The following is a 20365-nucleotide window of genomic DNA, read 5'->3' on the forward strand; positions in this document are numbered from 1 at the left end:
GCCCCTGTCTTATCAACAAGGGCATTTTTTATGATTAAGCAGTTCGGAGCCAGCCGGTGATACTTAGCCGGTCGCGGGTGGCGGGCAGCACTTCATGTTCCAGCAGACCACTATCGAAACAGACCAAACGACCGCCAATGGGATCGATAAGCGTAGTTTGTTCGCCACCCTCTGCCTGAGGCAAATATACCGCCAACTGCCCGCCATCGGTAGGTTGCCAGTTATCATTGAGATAGCAAATCATCGAGAGCCTGCGTCTCGAATCAGCGCGGAACCGGTCGAGGTGGCGCTTGTAGAACGTACCTACGGGGTAGCGGGCGTAATGCAGTTCACTGTCGCGGAGGCCGAGGTAGCAGGTTCGGTTAACGTACCCAATAAACTGATCGATCCGCTCCAGAAAGGCTGCTTCTTCGGGTGTAGCCGTAGCCGTATCGAGCCACAAGATTTCATCGCCGCGAATGGCTTTCTCAACCGCCGCTTGTCCACTGCCGATACCTGCTTCGCGAAACTGCCCCGCCGCCTGCCGTTTCTGCAACTGACTTCGTAAAGCAATCACTTCATCGGGCGAAAGAAACGAATCAACCACGCCGTATCCTGTGTCCAGAATACCATCGATCAACGACTCGAATAATGGTTCGGTATCGATCATTGTTGTAAATCAGTGAGCTCATCGAGACGCACCGTCCGGAAATGGCGGTACACCTGAATGATCATAGACAATGCCACAGCGGCTTCGGCAGCAGCCACAACAATGACGAACAGGCTAAACAACTGCCCCTGTAACCGGTCTGGGTCGTACTGGCTAAAAGCAACCAGATTCAGATTCACGGCATTAAGCATCAGTTCGATACCCATTAGCACGACCACCGCGTGGCGTTTAGTAAGCACAACGGCCAATCCGATGCTAAACAGCGCTGCGGCTACCAAAAGAAGAATACCAGATGATTGAGGTTCCATGTTGTCAGTTGACAGTTATCAATGGCTCCGCTAATCAACGTACCCGAGCGGAGCTACTGATAACTGTTCATTGTTTATGTTTTGCCAGATAGCCTGCGCCTACCAAAGCTACAAGTAGCAGGATACTGATAATCTCGAAGGGTAATACGTATTCGGTCATGAGCTGTTTACCAATGACGTCGATCGTTGTTGACGTTGTGGAAACGGGCCGGTCGAAGACTACGAAATGTGCGTTGATGAGCAGACGGCTGAGCCCCCAAAATAGGCCACCGGCCAGCAATACGGCTATCCAGGGACGTCGGTTCTCAGTCAGAATTCGGTTTGACCGCTCGCTTACGGGCGTACTGTCAGGTATGGCTGAGGCAGGCTTATTTGTCAGCATCACGCCAAATAGAACCAACACCAGTACACCGCCCACATAAACGACCAACTGCGAAACGGCCAGAAAGTCGGCTCCGGCGAATACAAACAGCGCCGCCACGCCCAGCAGCGTCAGCAACAGCAGGTAGGCGGCGTACAGGACATTTCGGGTAAGCAGTAGCCCGACAGCACTCGCCAGCGTTAGGGCAACAAACGAAAAGAAGGCGATCTGAATCAAAAGATGCAATGAATTAAAGAGCTGGATTAATCTGATGATTTAGGTTTCATCGTAGGCCGGAACGCGGGTTTTGGCTTCGCCGGTGGCGCTGCTTCTACACTGTCAGACGGCTCACTGGCTGGTGTCTCAGACGTACCTGACGTGCTCAACGTACCTGAAGCGTCTTCTGGACTGGCCGGTTTAGGGGAAGCAGGCTTCATTGTTGGCCTGAACGCTGGCTTAGGTTTCGCTGGCGCGGCTTCTGCTGGCGCTGTAACAGCAGTTGGAGCGCTCTTGTCTGTCGTTGGTTCAACGGTCGGTTCGCTGTCAGTTACAGGCTTTTGCGCCGTGGGTTTCATCGTCGGCTTGAAGGCAGGCTTGGGCTTTGGCGCAGTTGGTTCCGGCGCCGTAACTGACTCATCAACCGGTAGAGCAGGTGATACTGGTGCCGACGTAGCCGCTGGTTTCATCGTAGGCCGGAACGGAGCTGTCTTTTTCGGAGAAACCGGCTGAGGTAATTCAGCGTCAGGTACGTTCTTTTCTTCGGTTGTTAAGGGTTCGGTGACGTGTGGTTTTTCGGCAACGCCAACCATCGCAATCGCTTCTGCTTCGTCGGGTGCCGGGTCTGTTAGTGGGTGTAACTGGTTACCCTCCGTAGAATTGCCCAACTCGGTGGGTCGCGCCGGTACCTCTGCTTTGGCGGCGGGCTTCATGCCAGGTCTGAAAACCGGACGCGGTTTAGGTGGAGCAGAAGGTACAGTAGCCTCAGGTACGTTGCTCGAATCGGCCGATTCTGTAGGTACGTCCGGTTTTGTTGGCACAAGGACAATTTGTTCCGTCTCGGCGGGGTTATCCGCTTTTGGCGCAGCTGATTCTGCCGGTTTGGCGGCCGGTTTCATGCCCGGCCTAAACGCTGGTTTTGGTTTTGTGGGTTGGTCAACGGCTGGCGCCTGGGCGGTAGCCGGTGTCGCCTTAGCTACGATTTCTTCCTGTTTAAGCCGTTTAGCATCCTCTTTTTCCCGAACAAACTGCTCATACAGTTCCCGCTTTTCGGTGGCTTGTTCAGGCGTTAAGTTGGCAAACTCGTAGGTCAGGTTTCCCAGCTCGAACGTGCTGTAATCGAACTTCTTTTCCATCGTCAGGCACTCGGTGGGGCAGACCACGGTACACAAACCGCAGTAACAGCACTTGGCCATGTCGATATCGAACTGGGCGGCGTAGAGGCGAATAGGCGAACCGTCGGAGGCGCGGCCTACTTCTTCAGTAGCCTTAATCGGGTCGATGGTGATACAGTCTACGGGGCAGACTTTAGCGCATTTATCGCAGACAATGCAATCATCAATCTCGTTGTGCAGCCGATAGCGTCCATTGTCGGGAATAGGCAGTTGCTCGTGCGGGTATTGCAGTGTTACCAGACCGTCTTTCAGGTCGAAATAACGGTCATCGGCAATCCCCATCGACTCGCGGCGATGCGTAGCATTACGTAGGTGACGAACCGTTAAGCTCAGTCCCTTCAACGTAGTGCGTATTCCGTCGCTTATATCTGAGAAGTAAGACATGATTCAATGAGTGGATATGCGAATGAGTGACTGTGCGAATGTCTTGATGTGGAATCGTTATGTATACCGCCAAATATTCTCACAGTCACTCATTCGCGCATCTACTCATTAATACAAGGCTGGAAACCGGTTTGGTTCGGCTTCGTGCATCAATGCGTAAACGGCTTCGAACACATCGTCGATTGATGGTTTCGAAAAATAATCACCGTCGGAACCGTAAGGCGGGCGGTGGGCTTTGGCCGTAAGGGTACGGGGTGCCGAATCAAGGTAGCGGTAACCGTTCTGCTGATCGAGTACCTGCTGCATCATGTAGGCCGATGCACCACCCGGAAAATCTTCATCGGCAAACAACACCCGGCTCGTCTTCTTCAGCGACTCCACAATGGTACCTGTCAGATCAAAAGGCAGGAGCGTCTGCACATCAATAACCTCAACCGAGACACCGGTTTCTGCCAATTGAGCGGCAGCATCCATCACAATCCGGCACATCGAGCCATAGGTAACAACCGTGATGTCAGTACCTTCCTGCAGAATATCGGGCGACCCCAACGGCAGGCAGAACTCGGCGATATTGTCGGGAAGTCGTTCTTTCAACCGATAGCCATTCAGGCATTCGACCAGTAGAGCCGGATCGTCGCTTTTGATCAGTGTGTTATAAAAGCCCGCCGCCTGTACCATGTTACGTGGCACCAATACATGAATGCCGCGCAGGCTATTAAGCATCGCGCCCATAGGCGAGCCAGAGTGCCAGATGCCTTCCAGCCGATGCCCACGCGTACGAATGATGACCGGCGCTTTCTGCCCGCCTTTAGTACGGTACTGGAGCGTGGCCAGATCGTCGGTCAGGGTAGCGAGGGCGTAGAAAATATAATCGAAGTACTGGATTTCAACAATCGGCCGGAGGCCGCGCATCGCCAGGCCAATACCCTGCCCAATAATGGTTGTTTCCCGAATACCGGTATCGGTAATGCGCAGATGGCCATATTTTTCCTGAAGACCGGCAAAGCCCTGATTCACATCACCGATGTGGCCAACGTCTTCGCCGATAGCCACAGCCCGGGGCTCACGGCCAAACAGACTGTCGAAGTAACGCTGCATAATCAGATAACCATCGAGCATCGGACTTTCGTCTGAATATTGTGCTGGTACGGGCGTTACGCGTAGCGGCGATTCATCTGACTGGCTGTAGAGATGGGAGTTGAAGCGATCTTCATGCTGTTCCGTTACGCTGGCCAGCCAGCGTGCCAATGCCTGTTTGCTCTGGCCCTTATCATTCCGAAGCAGGCGTAGCACGCGCCGAACAGCCGACACCGAATCGCGGAACAACGGCGTTACGGCTTGTTGCAACTCCATCCGGATGCCCATTATATCAGCCGATTTCGGGTGATTCCGTGCTGCCTGCTGAAGTAGATCCAGCACATCGGCCTGATCGCCTGCCATCGATTTCTGATATGCTTTCCAGGCAGCATTACGGGATTCGCGGGCAACAGCCAGTGCTTCTTTTTCCAGCGCGGTCAGTTCATCTGCTGTGGCAATATCGCTGGCCAGAATCCAGTTCCTGAACTGTAGGTTGCAATCGTGTTCACGCTCCCAGGCCAGCCGTTCGATAGGCTTATAGCGTTCGTGCGAACCAGAACTGGAATGGCCCTGCGGTTGCGTTAGCTCCTGCACGTGCACCAGCACAGGTACGTGTTCGGTACGGCAGATGTGAGCGGCTTTTTCGTACGTTTCTACCAGCGCGGCATAGTCCCAGCCTTTAACCGTAAAAATGGCAAAACCTTTATCGTGCTCGTCGCGCTGAAAACCGGCCAGTGCTTTTGATATACTACCTTTCGTGGTTTGTAGGTCAACGGGTACTGAAATACCGTAACCATCGTCCCAGACAGACACTAGCAGCGGCACTTGCAGTACGCCTGCGGCGTTGATCGTTTCCCAGAACATCCCCTGTGAGGTGGAGGCATCGCCAATTGTGGCAAACGTGATTTCGTTACCCTGACGAGAGAACTGCGGAATGTTGGCTAGTTCAGGGTTGTTGCGATACAGCTTCGAGGCGTAGGCAAGCCCAACCGAGCGCGGGATCTGGCCTGCCGTTGGGGCAATGTCGCAGGCTGAATTGTATAGCTCTGTTTGATTGCGCCAATGGCCCTGCCCGTCGAGCCAGCGGGTGGCAAAATGCCCGTTCATTGATCGGCCCGCCGTGTTGGGGTCGTGGGCCAGGTCAGTATGGGCGTATAGTTGAGCGAAAAATTCGGGCCAGCGTAATTCGCCGAGGGCCGCCACGAACGTTTGGTCGCGGTAATAGCCAGACCGAAAATCGCCTCGTTTGAACGCGCGGGCTGCTGCTAGCTGTGCTAACTCTTTACCATCACCGAAAATGCCGAACTTCGCCCGACCACCCATCACGTCCTTTCGGCCCAGCAGGCTTACCTGTCGGCTCTCACAGGCTATTCGGTAATCGGCCAGGATGATATCCCGGGTCAGAGCGTCCGTTGTGCGAAGGGATTCATTTGCAATCACAGCGTGGGCACGGGTTAATGGTCAAAATTTTGAACGATGAAGTGGTCTATTGACTTGGTGGCGGATAGAAAAAATTGGCAGGCCATTAAACCTTCTCTGTGCTGGCAACTCTAACGTAATGCCAGCGTAGGGGCTGAAAATGCCTTACGAAGTAAAAGTACAGCAAAGGAACCCACCGATCAAAAAAACGATTTTTTCGATTTCTTTGTTGAAACCACAACTACCAAACAGTCTTTGGCAAAGCGTTTGTGGTATATTTGTTTTAGCATCTGAATATACAAGACAACCAAACCAATATCTGATTAAGCAATGAAAACCGCATTATCACTTTTCGTAGCTCTTTTTGCCTTTGTCAGTGTTAGCTTCGCCCAGGACGGGGTAGCTACGTTTGCTAAAGAAGCCCATGACTTTGGTAAAATTGAGCAAGGTAAGCCTGTAACGTACGTATTCTCATTCAAGAATACAGGTACTTCACCTATCATGGTTACTGATGCTACTGCCTCTTGTGGTTGCACGAAGCCATCATGGTCGAAAGAGCCCGTTGCTCCGGGTCAGACTGGTAGCGTGTCTGCTACGTTCAATGCTGCCGGCATGGGTCCGTTCAACAAAACGGTCACTGTTACCAGCAACGCCAAAACGTCAACGGTTTACCTGACACTGAAAGGTGAAGTAGTATCGAAAGAAGCTGCTGAAGCTGCCGCACAGGCTGCACCTGCCAGTAAGAAAAAAGGCACTAAGTAAGTAGCAGTCGTAAGCCCGCAGAAGCGGAGTACTTATGACGTTTAACCTCTTTTACTGAAGGGTTAATTGATCAAGTAGTACCTGAAAAGCATCCGGTAGTGTACCGGGTGCTTTTTTGTTTGTCATACCCGGTAACCGATTCCATATGCCCGCTTCCGTTCTTCCCTGAGTAGTTGGTAAGGCGCTGAAATTGACTACGTTTGAGGCAGTCTTAACCACTAAGGAACCATGTTTTTTATCGTTATTGGTATCGCGCTGCTCATCGCCGGCTTTGCCATCAATACGCCTTCTCTCTCTTTTGCCCATTTCGCGCGCCCCATTAAGGTAGTTGGTATCGTCCTGATCCTGCTTGGCGCACTGACCGCCAGTATTCGCCAGATAGACGCCGGTCAGGTCGGTATTGTATCGCTCTTCGGTAAAGTGACTGACACCGTGCTCATGCCTGGTCTGAACTTCGTAAATCCATTCGCTTCGGTAACTGAATTTGACGTAAAGACCCAGAACTACACCATGTCGGCGGATACGGACGAAGGCGAGAAGAAAGGCGATGATGCCATTCGTGTGCTTACGGCCGACGGCCTGGAAGTAGTTGTTGACCTGACCGTATTGTATAGGCTGATCCCGGCGGATGCCCCCATGATTTACCGGCAGATCGGCACCGACTATAATGATAAGATCGTCAGGCCCGTAACACGTACCCGTATTCGTGACAATGCGGTTTATTACGATGCTGTAGCGCTCTATTCATCAAGGCGGGATGAGTTCCAGAATCGCATTTACAAGAGTATCGAAACTGATTTCAGGAAACGCGGCCTGCTGTTGGAACAACTGTTGATCAGAAAGATCAACTTGCCTAATTCAGTAAAACTGACCATCGAGTCGAAAATCAGTGCTGAGCAGGAGGCCCAGAAGATGCAGTTCGTGCTACAGAAAGAAAAGCAGGAGGCTGAACGTAAACGCGTTGAGGCACAAGGTATTGCCGATTACCAGAAAATCCTGTCGACGGGGCTGAGCGACAAACAGTTGCAGTACGAGCAGATTAAGGCACAGAAGGAATTGGCAGCTTCGCCAAACGCCAAAATCGTGATTATGAACGGCCGTGGCAACGTACCTATGCTGCTCAATAACTAGTTGATTGGTTGATTAGGGTAAGTCCTGATAGGTATCAACTAATCACCCAATTAACCAATTAACTAGTTACCCATTACCAACTGCTTCATCCAGCCTTCCAGTGCTGTTGGCCAGTTCGCTACTGATTCACCAGATTTTGTTCGTAGTGCGAATCCGTGGCCACCAGTAGGGTATAGGTGCATTTCAGCTATAACTTTCTGTTGCAGACAGGCCAGGTAGTAGTTAATACTGTTTTCTACTGGCACCGTCTTATCATTCATCGAGTGAACAAGAAACGTTGGCGGGGTATTGGCCGACACCTGTTTTTCGTTGGAGTAGTAATCAACCCAGGTGGGGTCTGTAGCCAACGTACCCAGCAGTTTTGTGCGAGAACCCGCATGGGCTTTATCGCCAAAGGTGATAACCGGATACATCAAGATAGAGAAGTTTGGCTTCGCCATCTGATCGGCTTTGGCTCCCTTATCGTAATGTGTTGATAGAGTAGCGGCCAGATGCCCACCCGCCGAGAAGCCCATCACACCAATCCGATCTGGGTTGATACTATATTTAGCTGCTAGTTGGCGAATAATGCGCATGCCCTGCATCGCGTCCGAGAGAGGTACTTCGTGAGGCGTTTGCTGCAGTCGTGGGTCAGGGAGCCGGTATTTCAAGACGAAAGCCGTCACGCCCCGATCGGCAAACCACCTGGCTATATCTGACCCTTCGTGTTCTGCTGCCAGAATGGAATAGCCCCCTCCCGGGCAAATCATTACTGCGGCTCCGGCAGGCATACCGGCAGACTTTGCCTTAGCTGGATATACCGTTAAAGTTGGCGTCAATACATCACTGATACGCAGTATTCCGCCATCAGTCGTGGTCTTCTCTGTGATGGTTGTCGATCTGGCACTTGCAAGCTCGTTTGGAATCGCATTAGCTGGCCAGAGGGGAATAACTTCCTGAGGGGGCGTTGCCTGAGCCATAGCGGAGACAGAAAGAAAGCAGGCTACAAGCAGCCGGGGAATGGTAGACAGATTCATAGAAAAGGGCTTCGTTGATGAACAAAGCCCTGTCTGCTAAATCTCTACCTCTCCATTCACGTCGTCAACGCCCTTCTTGGGGCTGCCATGAAGTATATCGATTAGCTCCTGAACGCGATACACGGTGGAGTTTAAGCGGTTACCAAGAATAATGATCACGTATTCATCTTTTGGGCTAAACCAGAACATGGTATTATAGCCTTTCCACCAGCCAGTATGGTAGATAAACTCGGGTTGGTTCAAGGCATCTAACTGCATACGGAATCCATATCCGTAATTACGCTGCCCTTTCCGCTCAAAGCTACGGGGGACAAATGCCTCGGCCAGCGCCTTGCGAGATAACAGGCAGTCACCATTCAGCGCACGATACCACCGGAAAAGATCACCAATGGTTGAATAAACGCCTTTATCGCCCACTACGTCATCAAAATAGTCTTTCGGAATGCGTCGATGCATCTGGTATCCTGCCGTTCGGAAGAGATTGATCGAATCATTTTTTGTGGTAGCCACATACGTATTGTGCATCCCTAAAGGGAGAAATATGGCCTTGCGGAGATAATCGTCGAAGGGCAGCTTGGTTACTTTTTCCACAATAGCTGCCAGCACCATATAATTGGTATTGTTATAGGCGAATCCTCGTCCGGGTACGTTGTATTTTTTGGGCGTTGGCTTTACTGTAGCGAACCAGTGCATGATATCTGCATTGGTAGGAAGCTTCGGATTTTTACGGTAGTAGTTCACCTTCATACTATCGTCGAAGGAATACACGTAATTGGGCAATCCGCTCCGATGACTAAGCAGATCGCGTATTGTAATGCCGTGGTAGGGGAAGTCGGGGAAAAAGCGTTGAATAGAGTCAGTGTAGGCTAATTTGCCTGATTCCTGCAATTTTAAAACAGCTATTGCCGTAAATGTCTTAGACAAAGAGGCCAGTTGAAACTTCGATTGCTCGACGAGTGAATCGCGCGAATCTTTTTCAAAGTGAGCTAGCCCGAAGCAATGTTTGTAAAGGACGAGACCTTTCTGTGCTACCAGTACATTGCCATTCAGACCGCCACGTACTTTCTGTTGTATAATAGCTTCAATTTGCTGTGTCTTCCGATCTGCCCCTATTGCCGACCGTAAATTGGCTTCTTCTGCTGGCGACAGAACTTGCTCTTCAGCGCAGTTGCGAAGGTCAGCCGCTGACTGATTGGCCTTGTACTGGGCAGATTGTCCGCAGGAAATCCCAAACACAAGGAGTAATAAAATAGGGGCCCTTAACACCCGGCGGCACACCATCAATCTCATCAGCACAGAACCCAGTCGCACAAAGCGGTTACCTAACTAGCTACAACAGAAAAGGAATAGACTAACATCTTTATTAGTCGGCGAAGTTGTAAAAATAACGGAGCCAACACAGGCATTCAACGCCTGATCATTATAAAATAGCGTTAAAAATTGCTTAAAGCTGATTTAGCGGCCCCTTCCCTGCGCCATCACACGTAGTGTATGGGCAATAATCCAGAGATCCAGAAGTAAAGAGCGCCGTTTGGGATAGAGTAGATCGAAGCGTAATCGCTCAACCATTTCGTCGACGTTGGCTGCGTATCCGAAGCGGATTTGGCCAATTGAAGTAATACCCGGCTTAACTTTAAGAAGCTCCGTGTATTCAGGAGCGATCTCGGTTATCTTATCAATAAAGTACTGCCGTTCAGGCCGTGGGCCCACTACAGACATACTGCCAAATAGCACATTGAGGAATTGCGGTAATTCATCGATACGGGTTTGTCGCATAACCCGGCCCCAGGGCGTGATGCGGTTATCGATATGACCTTGCGACAGAGATGGACCCGCTTTTTCAGCATCAACGTACATACTCCGAAATTTATAGATCATAAATGGTTTACCACGGTGACCAATGCGCTCCTGCATATAAAAAATGGGGCCAGCAGAAGTAAAGCGGGTAATCAGAGCTACCAAAGCGAAGATTGGTGCCCCTGCCAGCAAAACGCACAACGAAAAAGCAACGTCGAACGCGCGTTTCAGAAAAGCCACCCGGAAATCATCGAGATCCTGCGAAGAGAGGTTGAGAACGGGCAAGAAATCATGGTATTCAACAGAAGCACCTTTAGTCAGGAAGCCTCTAAAGTCTACCAACAGTTTAACCTGAAAGTCGAGCAGGTCAGATTGGTCAATAATTCCCTTCAACTGGGTATTATCAATATATGGTAAACAGCAGTATACACAGTCGATTTCTTCACGACGTACGAATTTAGACAGGTCTGTATAGGACCCTGCCAGCGCGTCTTTATTCTCCTCGGTTGGCCAGTCGAAATATCCCTGAAACCGGAAGCCCATTTCAGGGTGAACTTTATAAAAGTCAGTGATAGTTTTTGCTAGTTTACCGTAGCCAACCACAATGAATCTACGGTTGTTATAGCCCCGGGCGCGGTATTCCTGCAAAAACAATAGGCCGCCGAGCCTGAATAAACCGCCAGCTAGCAAGAACAGGATATAGGTATAGGCTAGTTGGCCCCGGGAAAAATAAACCCCTTTTACGAACAGCCAGAATATGGCGATAACAGCCGCATGAAGTGCGGTCAAATAAACTAGTTTTTTAAGTAGTGGAATTGCCTTGAAAAGCTGCCGAGGGAATATGTAAGGCCTGGTAAGTAGAATGATCGTAGCCCACACAACATTAAAGGCAATCCATAATGACTGGTAAGGGGGCTGGGCAATGCTTGCTAAGTCACCAAATTTCAACCAGTATGCCCCAGCAAAAGATGCATTCAGACACACGAAGTCAAAGAAGACGTGTAAAGGGAAAAGGAGAACGGAGTAACGATGCCTCATAATAGTAGGCGGCTAATTAATCAATATAAGGTACGACTCAGAAATTAATAAGACGAAACCTTGTTAGGCAATGGCTCATTCTCATACCCACAAATATAGGACGTAGATCTTAGAGATGGTCGCGCAAATATGCATTACCTATTTGAAATGTCCTATTTTTGCCAGCTACGACGAATACCTAGATAAAATCCGGTAGCTGATGGATATAGCCCTCCAGCGTCAATGGCCAACTTTCCTATTAATTCTGTTCCATCCAACAATGACCCTATACTTCCTTGTGATTGAACGACAGCAGATACTTGTACTAACATAGAAAACTGAGTAAGCGGTTGAGGATAAGGAGTGTCGTAGGTACCTAAATTCCTACTTAATGATAGCTTTGCCAGATAAGAGGGCCGTTGTTTTAACCAACGGGCATGATTAGGTAATGTACCTGAAGCACCTAAGTGCCAGGCATATATCCGATTATTGATGGTATATCCATTGAATGACGTGCGTCCGTTAACATCATAATTAGGAGTTATAAAGGGCGTACCAATAGTTTGCCGTTGATAAGCCCATCCATCACGGAACTGAGCATTATTAAAATAATTCACTTTCCCTCTCCGCTGGGGATCTTCAAGAATAAACTCTGGGCCACCCTGACTTGTGGTGTTCAAAAATTCGAAGAGAATATTTTGGAAAAGTGCATTAGGGGCGTGATTCCGAAGTCGAATACCGTTTAGGCCATCAGCAATACTAGTTAAATAAAATAATGCCCCAGAATCAAAAGGGTTTTGCCTATATATAAATAGCGAGTGCCTACGTAAATCGACCTCTAAAGCTATATCAATCGATCCCAGATGATTACCAATGCGGTTTGTAATATCAAAGTCGGTCAGGTCGTTACTGATCGGAATGATTGTTTGACTTCCTGTTCTTAGACCTGACACAACTAACAGGTAATCGCGGAAGCTGGCAGGAAGACGTTCAGATGTAACAATGCCCGTACCAACCAGTTCAGGACTAACCCCTCCCCAAACGACATCATGATTAACCCCTCCGTATGCACGAAATGTATTTTGAACTTTACCAATCCGAAAAAACAGTGATTTCTGGTGTAAAAATGCATGCTGAACATATGTTCCTCCTAACCAGCCATGCGCAAAAGTTCCCATAACCGACACCCAACCTTTAGTAAAGCCTATAGGCGTATAACGAGGAATGCCAATCTGAATTTTTGGTACAGGCAAGGCATTACCTGACCAACTGTAAGAGCCTGATGTAAGTAGTGTATCGTCTAAGCCGAACACCTCGCGCCGACGCCCCACATACGCTTCTAGGATACCTAGTTTAGCTTTAATGTATGCCTGCTGAAGTAAGACAACTTGGGTTGGTGAGAAATCAACATTAGTTGATCCATTAACGATCAAATCAGCTCCATAAGCTATGTCAAATTTGTGCCTAGTCGTGTCATAATCAGATAAAAATCCAATTTTAATAGTAGCAGAGGGCGCATTGTAAGGAACAGAGCCATATTGATTTGTCCGTAACCAATAGGGTGTTTTAGATGAAGTAGAAAGGATAGCTCCTGCTTCTGAATGATAATAATTGGGTGTTCTTAAAGCAGGTGACTGCGCAGAGAGCGGCGTAGTAATTACAAAGAATATCAGATTTATAAAGGAGTATTGTTTCACTAGAAGAGGCCAATTATGATTGTATCCGGATTGGAAGGTAGTTTACTAGAGTGTTACCTTCGATAATAGAAGCGCAACAAGGCACTAAAAGTAGCAGCTACCAATTCGGTTGCAATTAAAAAAACGCATTTTGAGGACATTTTAGTCCTCAACGGCATATTTCAACAAATTCGTATAGAGAATCTAGGCAGGGGAAAGTAGGTCGCGAAGTTATCAGGATAGCCTCTGCGGTCAAAGAGATTTCGTTGAGCGCTTTACAAGGGCACAGGAAGAACTTGGATAATTCGCAACCAGATGCTAAATTCTGCCAACAACACGGATTCGATAAGCATATATCAAACCGCTGTTTAATATATGAGTCGGCGATTGGCAGGATTGTTATACTTTTGCAGTAATATCGATATTACGGATTTGTTAATCAAATCACTACTTAGGACAACTAAGCTTGCTCAAATTAGTACTGTAGCTATAGGCTTACCAGTTAGGAACTAGATGGCGCTATAGACTGAGTCGACGTCCTATAGGTAATTGAGGTGCCGAAGGTTACGCTTCTGGTCGTTATTTGCCCATTTCAAAGCTATAATGACGTGGAGATCGTTATAAAAACTATATGTCAATACCTGAATATACTACTGACCAGTCGATTAAGAGCGACAAGCAGGTAGTTGAGATTTCCCTTAAGGATATTGCTTTCTTCATTAAAGAAAGCCGTTTAACTATTCTGATAGCAACACTAGTAGGCTTTGTATTAGGCGGTATATACGCATTTAGCAAGCCTAATGTTTATACGTCAGAAGTAACAGTAATGCCCGAAGTTCAGGCTAAAGCTACAGGAGGCTTAGGAAGCCTTGGTTCTTTGGCCGGTTTAGCAGGGGTTAACATTGACAACTTTGGGCAGCAGTCGGACGCGATCCATCCTGACATTTATCCAAACGTATTGCAAAGTAATCCTTTTGCGTTGACTCTATTGAAGGATTCGGTCTATTCAGAGAAACTAAATGCAAAGACAACGTTACAAGAGTTTATGATGAGTACGAAGCAAGCAAATCTCATTGAAATGGTTTTTGGGACTACCCAGCCTGCAAATGAGGCAAGTGCGAGGACTAATTCTCAACTCCGTCAAATTCTCCAAATCACACGAGAGCAGGAAGGGTTACTAACGGCTGTTCAAAATGCTGTAATAACTACTTACGATAAGAAAACCGGCCTCGTTACAATTGCTGCCACTGAACCTGATCCATTTGTGGCAGCAACAGTTGCTAAGCTATCACTAGATTACTTAACTAGCTATATTGTAAACTACAGAACAGAAAAATTTCGCCAACAGGTGAGATTTTTGGAGAAACAGGTTAATGATGCACAAAGCAATTATAAGACTGCGGAATATGCCATTGCTACTTATCGGGACCAGAACCGAAATCTCTATTTGAACACGGCCAAAATTAGTGAACAACGGTTACAAGCCGATTATTTGCTCGCCCAGACCGTGTATAGTGATCTCGCAAAGCAGTTAGAACAGGCAAAAATCAGGGTACAAGAAGAGACTCCTGTATTTAAAATATTAGATCCACCAACTGTGCCCTTAGTGAAAAGCGCTCCAAAACGTACTTTTATTATACTAGGATTTGCAGTATCTGCTGCTATGCTTAGCGTAATTATATTGCTTATTCGACAAGTTAAGCAAGCTTACAACTTTTAGTTTAAATGAAAAGGTGTCTGTCTGTTTTATTCCTAATATAATTCACGATAGGTACTGTAAGAAGAAACGGATTAGATCATCTTACAGGGGGAAGAGTTGTTTTAAATACTCGGCTAAACAAGTTATAAAACAATGCAGCAAAATTATAGTAATTACCATAAATGATTATTAGAACGTGTTGTGATTAAAAGGTTACCAGCTTTTTATTAGAGGCTGAAATGTTTGCAAGTTGAGTTGAACTATTCTGACATAGTAGTACGATGGCATTACGAATTGAGTTACCTAAACGATTTAAATCTCTGCATCCCAGAACAATTGGAGTTGTAAAAAATGGATTATGGGGGCTGGTTATAAAGGTGGGGAGTACTCTCATTTCGCTCATATCAGTGCCTATCACATTTGACTATCTATCTAAAACAGCATATGGTGTCTGGCTCACTCTTAGTTCATTAACTACCTTGATGGCACTACTGGATATTGGTGTGGGCAATGGCCTTCGTAACCGTTTTGCTGAAGCAGTATCTGAGCAAAATTATAAATTGGCTCGTTCTTACTTGAGCACTGCTTATGTACTATTCGGAGTTATACAAGTGGGTTTAATTGCACTTTTTGTTAGCATTAATAACTACATTCCGTGGCAGCGTATTTTGAATACGGAGATCGACAACAATGAGCTGCGGCAAATAGCACTCATTACTTTTTTATCAATCAGTTTAAAGCTGGTACTAGATTTGATTAATTTTACTTTATTAGCCTTACAGAACACTGCTATAATAAATGCTCTACAACTACTGACTAATGCACTTATATTGTTAGCTATTTATATATTAAGTTATTACTCTACCGGTAGTTTAGTCAACTTAGCTATTGTTTCAGCCGTATTTCCGTTAGCAGTAACGATAATAAGTAGTTTTGTTTTATACAGTACTAGCCTTAAAATTTACAAGCCTAGTTTTCGATTAGCTAAGCGTCAATATAATAACAATTTACTCAGTTTAGGTTACAAATTTTTCCTTATACAAATTGCTGTTATTGTTATTTTTTATACGGATAATTTAATTATAACTCAGCTATTTGGTCCTTCTGAAGTGACACCTTATAATATTGCATATCGTTATTTCAACTTAGCTAGTACGGTGTTCGCAATTATTTTAGCGCCTTTCTGGTCGGCTTATACGGAAGCTCACATAAAGCAAGATTATGAGTGGATGAGATCAAGTTACCGCCGATTGCAACAACTTTGGACGGGGTTGGTAGTACTTATAATTGTTATGGCGTTGATTGCAAGTAATGTATATCATCTTTGGCTGCGCGACCGAGTAGAAGTACCACTATTACTTAACTTATTTATGGGTCTCAGTGTTATTATTACATGTTGGAACAATGTAGCCGTGTCAGTTATTAATGGTATGGGTAAAGTAAGACTGCAATTGTATTCTGCATTAAGTTCAGCTCTGGTGAATATTCCGTTGGCTGTTTACTTAGGAAGAGAGCTACAGCTTGGTAGCGCTGGAGTTATTCTTGCTACTTGCATTTCATTATTAATTGGTTCTGTTTTAAGTGCCATACAGGCAAGAAAACTAATTACAAACAAGGCCTCTGGTATTTGGGCAAGTTAAATTTTATGAAATTGTTAGAAAGTGCAAGGAGGATCTTAGCCGAAATAAGGCGGAACAAACAAGATAACCATGAAACGCGTTTACTCATAGGTAGTTTACTTGCCAAAAATATCAACACTTCCAGCTCAATCCAAGAAGCGGAGTTTAAGGTATTTTCTCAGTTTGGTGATGATGGTATAATTCAATTGTTGATAAATAAACTATCATTAAGCTCACAAAGATTTGTAGAATTTGGTGTTGAGTCATATGAAGAGTCTAATACCCGGTTTCTATTATTAAATAACAACTGGGAAGGCCTAGTTATTGATGGTTCCAAATCTCACATTGATTATATTCAGAAAGACCCTATCTACTGGCGTCATGATTTGAAAGCTGTTAACTCGTTTGTAACAGCGGAAAATATCAACCAACTCTTAAGTAGTAACGGGTTTTCTGGCACAATAGGATTACTTAGTATAGATATTGATGGCAATGACTATTGGGTGTGGAAAGCTATTACGGTTGTAGAAGCTGAGGTGGTAATAATTGAGTACAACAGTTTATTTGGTATAGATAGGCCCATTACTACTCCTTATAAAGCTGATTTTGTTCGAACAATAGCTCATCACTCTAATCTGTATTTTGGTGCTTCACTTCTTGCCCTCTGCGACTTAGGAAAATTAAAAGGGTATACATTTGTGGGTTGCAATCAAGCTGGTAATAACGCTTATTTTGTAAAAGATCATCTCGTCGATAATTTATATACTCCAACCCCCGAAGAAGGGTACAGGCCTGCTCGGTTTAGAGAAGCACGAGATAAAAATGGAGATTTATCGTTTGCTGGTTACACGGAGCGAAGAGATATAATACAGGGTTTACCTGTTGTAAATACTCGCAATAATCAATTGGAGCAATTCTAATAATATGCGTATTCTATTTGACCATCAAGCGTTTTCTCAACAGGAGTATGGTGGAATATCTCGCTACTTCTGCGAATTAATTACTGGAATAAACCGTACAGTTGACACGAACGCGTACTTGTCATTGCTTTTCTCTAATAATGTTCATCTGGATGAAGTTGGCTTAAAGAAACACCATTTTTTTTCAGAAATAGATTTTTACAAAAAAACAGACATATTATATAAACTGAATAAATATCATACTATTTTGGATCTAAAGTGGACTCGCTATGATATTTTTCATTCAACTAATTACGATCCCTATTTTATACCATTTCTTAAGGGAAAGCCGTTTGTTGTTACCTTCTATGATGCTATACATGAGCGTTTTAACGGACAGTATAAGGAACTGAGTAATGTTGAGCAGTTGATAAATGATAAAAGACTATTAGGTGAGCAAGCATCGGCCATCATTGCGATTTCTCATGCTACAAAAAAGGATTTAATAGAACTTCATGGTTTTAAGCCTGATAAAATTCATGTTGTGCATTTAGGAAGTTCGTTAGGCCAGTTAACTACTAACCAGTTAACTACTAATATGTCCTTGCCTGATATGGCAATAGCCCCTTATTTGCTTTATGTTGGTAAGCGAGACGCTTACAAGAATTTTCCCACATTTTTGAGAGCGATAGAAAGCATTATAAAGCGAGATGAACTACGCCTTATTTGTGCAGGAGGAGGTGCGTTCACGGATGAAGAACAGCTATTGATACGATCGTTCAACCTTGAAGCGAGAATAGCCTATCAACCTATTAATGATACTAAACTACAAAGCCTCTATACAAACGCCCTCGCATTTGTGTTTCCGTCTCTCTACGAGGGATTTGGTATACCGGTACTAGAAGCATTTGCTTGTGGTTGCCCTTGTGTATTAAGTAATACTAGTTCACTGCCTGAAGTTGGCGGTGATGCAGCTCAATACTTTGATCCAAAAGAAGAGGACTCAATCGCACAATCTGTTGAACGAGTAATATCTGACGAGAGCCTGCGTAGCAGTCTGATTTCAAAGGGATATCAAAGACTGTCTCTGTTTTCCTGGGCGCAGACAGTTGAGCGAACGCTATCAGTTTATGAAAGTGTTAAGGGGTAAGGTAAGACAGGAGTGCTATTCCCTTAAATTCGTTGATAATATGTCTATAGCCTACTTATCAGTTGAATTGGTAGCGACAACAATGCTTAAAGATATATCGTTTGTCAAGAATAGGTATTCTCAGATATACAAATTGATGCGATTTTGAGTGCAGATAGTCAACAACCGCTCATCTCCATAATTATTACAATTCTTAATGGAGAAAAAACAATTAGTCAATGCCTTGATAGCATTAACAATCAAACATTTGTGGATTATGAAGTTGTGCTAGTAGACGGAGGTAGCACTGACAAGACTATAGATTTGATTAACGAGAGCTCTATTGTTAGTAAAAGAGTACAGGTTATACCAGGTGTTGGTTTATATGCAGGCCTGAATGCTGGTATCAGAATGGCTACAGGGCGGTGGCTCTATTTCATAGGTTGTGATGACCAGTTATACGAATCGACCACTCTACAAAAAGTAACGGACATTATTACGGTTAGCCAGCCTTCTGTCCAAATCTTCGTAGGTAATGTAGCTTGTGTAAAACAAAAGAATTTGTTAAGGGCAAGGTTTGGCTCACCATATTGGATGCGCTACCAAGTTCACCACCAAGGAATGTTCTACGCTAGAAGCATCTTTGCGAATAACCTGTATAATGAAACAATGCGTATTGCTTCTGATTATGAGTTCAATTTAAAGTTAGCACTTAATAAGGTGCCGCACCAAGCAATGGATCTAATCATCTGTAACTTCGGAGGTGATGGTATCAGCGAAAACCAAATTAAACGTGGTTTTCGAGAAATGCAGCTAGTGCATAAGCGCGTTTTCCATGGTGTGGGTCTCCGATGGGCCATGTTCAGTTACTGGCTTCAGCAAACTATCATTATCATACGTAAACGCTTAAACCTGGTCAATCTTAAAGTCAGGCTAAAGCGATGGCTAAGGATAGATATGTTGCCTAGATAGGCTCTATTATGCTGTTTCATATTGCCTAGATAAATTATAATGTGGTCTTCGGATGAATGAATGCCCTCTTCTCTCAGTCGCATTAGCTACTTACAATGGGGCTAAGTATCTACCGCAATTACTTGAATCATTAAGTCAGCAAACGCTTCAACCGGCTGAGATTATTGTGTTTGATGATGGGTCAACTGACAACACACTTGCTGTACTCAATCAGTTTATACAACAGCTACCAATAACTATTCATGTGAATGACCAACCGTTAGGGGTTGTTAGAAATTTTAAAAAAGCGGTGTCAGCATGTCGTGGACAGTATATTGCTTTTTGCGATCAGGACGACATCTGGTTACCTGATAAACTCGCTCGATCTGTTGAGGCCATAAAGAAAATTGACAGTCCTAAGCCAACAATGGTATACACCGATTTGATTGTGGTCGACGAACAACTCAATAAACTTGCCGTTTCCTATTGGGAGCATCGAAAGTTAAAGCCAGCTAAAGAATCCTTCAAATCATTACTTTACGGAAATATAATAACAGGTTGCACGATGATTATCAATCGGGCAATGGCTATTGAAGTAAGACGTATGCCCGATCTCGTACTAATGCATGACTTTTGGATTGGTTGTGTGGCTTATGGTGTTGGACGCTGCGTATTTATCAACCAGCCTACTGTTCTCTACCGTCAACATGCGTCGAATGTCACAAACAATGATGCTGTAACATGGCGTACTCGTTGGAGTCGATTATATAACTTTTTGTTGAGTAAAGAACAGGCGTCTCATTTTCTTTGCGCTGAAATTAACCAAGCGCGACTTTTCTTAAGCCTATATGGCCACCAGCTATCGCTTATTAATAGAAAAGCGCTAAGGCAAATTATTGATTTAGAGAACAATATGCCGATTTCCCGCAAATGGCGTACATTTTTGATTAAATTTCTGCACATACACTGAATGGTATATTTATTGCTCGTAACATCATTATATCTTAAAAGGGTGTATACTTACTGAATTTATTTTTAGATAGGTAAAGTTAGTTTAGTCAAAACCCTTCTGTTTGTTAT

17 protein-coding genes are annotated in these 20365 nt (G+C 45.4%); 8 read left to right on the forward strand and 9 right to left on the reverse strand.

Annotation, left to right across the window (positions count from 1 at the left end; translation table 11 throughout):
- Positions 1-34: 34 nt before the first annotated feature.
- The 5 genes from J2I46_RS11690 to J2I46_RS11710 form a co-directional block, all read right to left on the reverse strand.
- The gene (locus tag J2I46_RS11690; protein WP_207329225.1) at positions 35-649 is read right to left on the reverse strand and encodes a 2OG-Fe(II) oxygenase; all 615 of its coding nucleotides are present in this window, start codon (positions 647-649) and stop codon (positions 35-37) included.
- A complete protein-coding gene (gene nuoK / locus J2I46_RS11695; protein ID WP_207329226.1) occupies positions 646-957 on the reverse strand; it encodes an NADH-quinone oxidoreductase subunit NuoK in 312 nt (103 codons plus the stop codon). The genes J2I46_RS11690 and nuoK overlap by 4 nt, the downstream gene beginning before the upstream one ends.
- A gap of 67 nt (positions 958-1024) precedes the next feature.
- Complete coding sequence (locus J2I46_RS11700) at positions 1025-1555, reverse strand: NADH-quinone oxidoreductase subunit J family protein (protein ID WP_207329227.1); 531 nt, start codon at positions 1553-1555, stop codon at positions 1025-1027.
- Between the two features lie 26 nt (positions 1556-1581).
- Complete coding sequence (locus J2I46_RS11705; RefSeq protein WP_207329228.1) at positions 1582-3093, reverse strand: 4Fe-4S dicluster domain-containing protein; 1512 nt, start codon at positions 3091-3093, stop codon at positions 1582-1584.
- Positions 3094-3201: 108 nt separating this feature from the next.
- On the reverse strand, positions 3202-5610 hold the full coding sequence (locus J2I46_RS11710; protein WP_207329229.1) for an alpha-ketoacid dehydrogenase subunit alpha/beta: 2409 nt from the start codon (positions 5608-5610) through the stop codon (positions 3202-3204).
- Positions 5611-5919: 309 nt separating this feature from the next.
- On the opposite strand from J2I46_RS11710, the gene J2I46_RS11715 reads away from it, so the two are divergent.
- Together J2I46_RS11715 and J2I46_RS11720 are read left to right on the forward strand one after the other, a co-directional pair.
- A complete protein-coding gene (locus J2I46_RS11715; RefSeq protein ID WP_207329230.1) occupies positions 5920-6351 on the forward strand; it encodes a DUF1573 domain-containing protein in 432 nt (143 codons plus the stop codon).
- Between the two features lie 228 nt (positions 6352-6579).
- Positions 6580-7482: a prohibitin family protein gene (locus J2I46_RS11720; protein WP_207329231.1), complete on the forward strand. Its 903-nt coding sequence runs from the start codon at positions 6580-6582 to the stop codon at positions 7480-7482.
- 62 nt (positions 7483-7544) lie between these two features.
- On the opposite strand, the gene J2I46_RS11725 is transcribed toward J2I46_RS11720, so the two are convergent.
- The 4 genes from J2I46_RS11725 to J2I46_RS11740 form a co-directional block, all read right to left on the reverse strand.
- On the reverse strand, positions 7545-8498 hold the full coding sequence (locus tag J2I46_RS11725) for an alpha/beta hydrolase (RefSeq protein WP_374758085.1): 954 nt from the start codon (positions 8496-8498) through the stop codon (positions 7545-7547).
- Between the two features lie 36 nt (positions 8499-8534).
- The gene (locus tag J2I46_RS11730) at positions 8535-9734 is read right to left on the reverse strand and encodes a serine hydrolase domain-containing protein (RefSeq protein WP_510186068.1); all 1200 of its coding nucleotides are present in this window, start codon (positions 9732-9734) and stop codon (positions 8535-8537) included.
- A gap of 219 nt (positions 9735-9953) precedes the next feature.
- Entirely contained in the window at positions 9954-11333 is a 1380-nt protein-coding gene (locus tag J2I46_RS11735; protein ID WP_207329233.1) for a sugar transferase, read from the reverse strand.
- A gap of 152 nt (positions 11334-11485) precedes the next feature.
- Complete coding sequence (locus J2I46_RS11740) at positions 11486-13009, reverse strand: capsule assembly Wzi family protein (protein WP_207329234.1); 1524 nt, start codon at positions 13007-13009, stop codon at positions 11486-11488.
- Positions 13010-13619: 610 nt separating this feature from the next.
- On the opposite strand from J2I46_RS11740, the gene J2I46_RS11745 reads away from it, so the two are divergent.
- From J2I46_RS11745 to J2I46_RS11770, 6 genes are all read left to right on the forward strand, one after another.
- On the forward strand, positions 13620-14708 hold the full coding sequence (locus J2I46_RS11745) for a GNVR domain-containing protein (RefSeq protein ID WP_207329235.1): 1089 nt from the start codon (positions 13620-13622) through the stop codon (positions 14706-14708).
- A 260-nt stretch (positions 14709-14968) separates the two neighbouring features.
- On the forward strand, positions 14969-16327 hold the full coding sequence (locus tag J2I46_RS11750; RefSeq protein WP_207329236.1) for a lipopolysaccharide biosynthesis protein: 1359 nt from the start codon (positions 14969-14971) through the stop codon (positions 16325-16327).
- Positions 16328-16332: 5 nt separating this feature from the next.
- Positions 16333-17226 (forward strand): hypothetical protein, encoded by an 894-nt coding sequence (locus J2I46_RS11755; RefSeq protein ID WP_207329237.1) that lies wholly within the window; start codon positions 16333-16335, stop codon positions 17224-17226.
- Positions 17227-17230: 4 nt separating this feature from the next.
- Entirely contained in the window at positions 17231-18355 is a 1125-nt protein-coding gene (locus J2I46_RS11760; RefSeq protein WP_207329238.1) for a glycosyltransferase family 4 protein, read from the forward strand.
- Positions 18356-18499: 144 nt separating this feature from the next.
- A complete protein-coding gene (locus tag J2I46_RS11765; protein ID WP_207329239.1) occupies positions 18500-19306 on the forward strand; it encodes a glycosyltransferase in 807 nt (268 codons plus the stop codon).
- Positions 19307-19358: 52 nt separating this feature from the next.
- Positions 19359-20255 carry a glycosyltransferase family 2 protein gene (locus J2I46_RS11770; RefSeq protein ID WP_207329240.1) on the forward strand — a complete coding sequence of 299 codons (897 nt, stop codon included), beginning with the start codon at positions 19359-19361 and terminating at the stop codon, positions 20253-20255.
- The last annotated feature ends 110 nt before the right edge of the window (positions 20256-20365 follow it).

Origin of the sequence: Fibrella forsythiae (genome assembly GCF_017353175.1) — a bacterium.
In the GTDB taxonomy this organism is placed as follows: Bacteria; Bacteroidota; Bacteroidia; order Cytophagales; family Spirosomataceae; genus Fibrella; species Fibrella forsythiae.

What these genes read in the sequence shown, in the direction of transcription:
- J2I46_RS11690 (WP_207329225.1), bottom strand. Translation starts at nt 649, where the DNA reads ATGATCGATACCGAACCATTATTCGAGTCGTTGATCGATGGTATTCTG.
- nuoK (WP_207329226.1), bottom strand. Translation starts at nt 957, where the DNA reads ATGGAACCTCAATCATCTGGTATTCTTCTTTTGGTAGCCGCAGCGCTG.
- J2I46_RS11705 (WP_207329228.1), bottom strand. Translation starts at nt 3,093, where the DNA reads ATGTCTTACTTCTCAGATATAAGCGACGGAATACGCACTACGTTGAAG.
- J2I46_RS11715 (WP_207329230.1), top strand. Translation starts at nt 5,920, where the DNA reads ATGAAAACCGCATTATCACTTTTCGTAGCTCTTTTTGCCTTTGTCAGT.
- J2I46_RS11720 (WP_207329231.1), top strand. Translation starts at nt 6,580, where the DNA reads ATGTTTTTTATCGTTATTGGTATCGCGCTGCTCATCGCCGGCTTTGCC.
- J2I46_RS11725 (WP_374758085.1), bottom strand. Translation starts at nt 8,498, where the DNA reads ATGAATCTGTCTACCATTCCCCGGCTGCTTGTAGCCTGCTTTCTTTCT.
- J2I46_RS11735 (WP_207329233.1), bottom strand. Translation starts at nt 11,333, where the DNA reads ATGAGGCATCGTTACTCCGTTCTCCTTTTCCCTTTACACGTCTTCTTT.
- J2I46_RS11745 (WP_207329235.1), top strand. Translation starts at nt 13,620, where the DNA reads ATGTCAATACCTGAATATACTACTGACCAGTCGATTAAGAGCGACAAG.
- J2I46_RS11750 (WP_207329236.1), top strand. Translation starts at nt 14,969, where the DNA reads ATGGCATTACGAATTGAGTTACCTAAACGATTTAAATCTCTGCATCCC.
- J2I46_RS11755 (WP_207329237.1), top strand. Translation starts at nt 16,333, where the DNA reads ATGAAATTGTTAGAAAGTGCAAGGAGGATCTTAGCCGAAATAAGGCGG.
- J2I46_RS11760 (WP_207329238.1), top strand. Translation starts at nt 17,231, where the DNA reads ATGCGTATTCTATTTGACCATCAAGCGTTTTCTCAACAGGAGTATGGT.
- J2I46_RS11770 (WP_207329240.1), top strand. Translation starts at nt 19,359, where the DNA reads ATGAATGAATGCCCTCTTCTCTCAGTCGCATTAGCTACTTACAATGGG.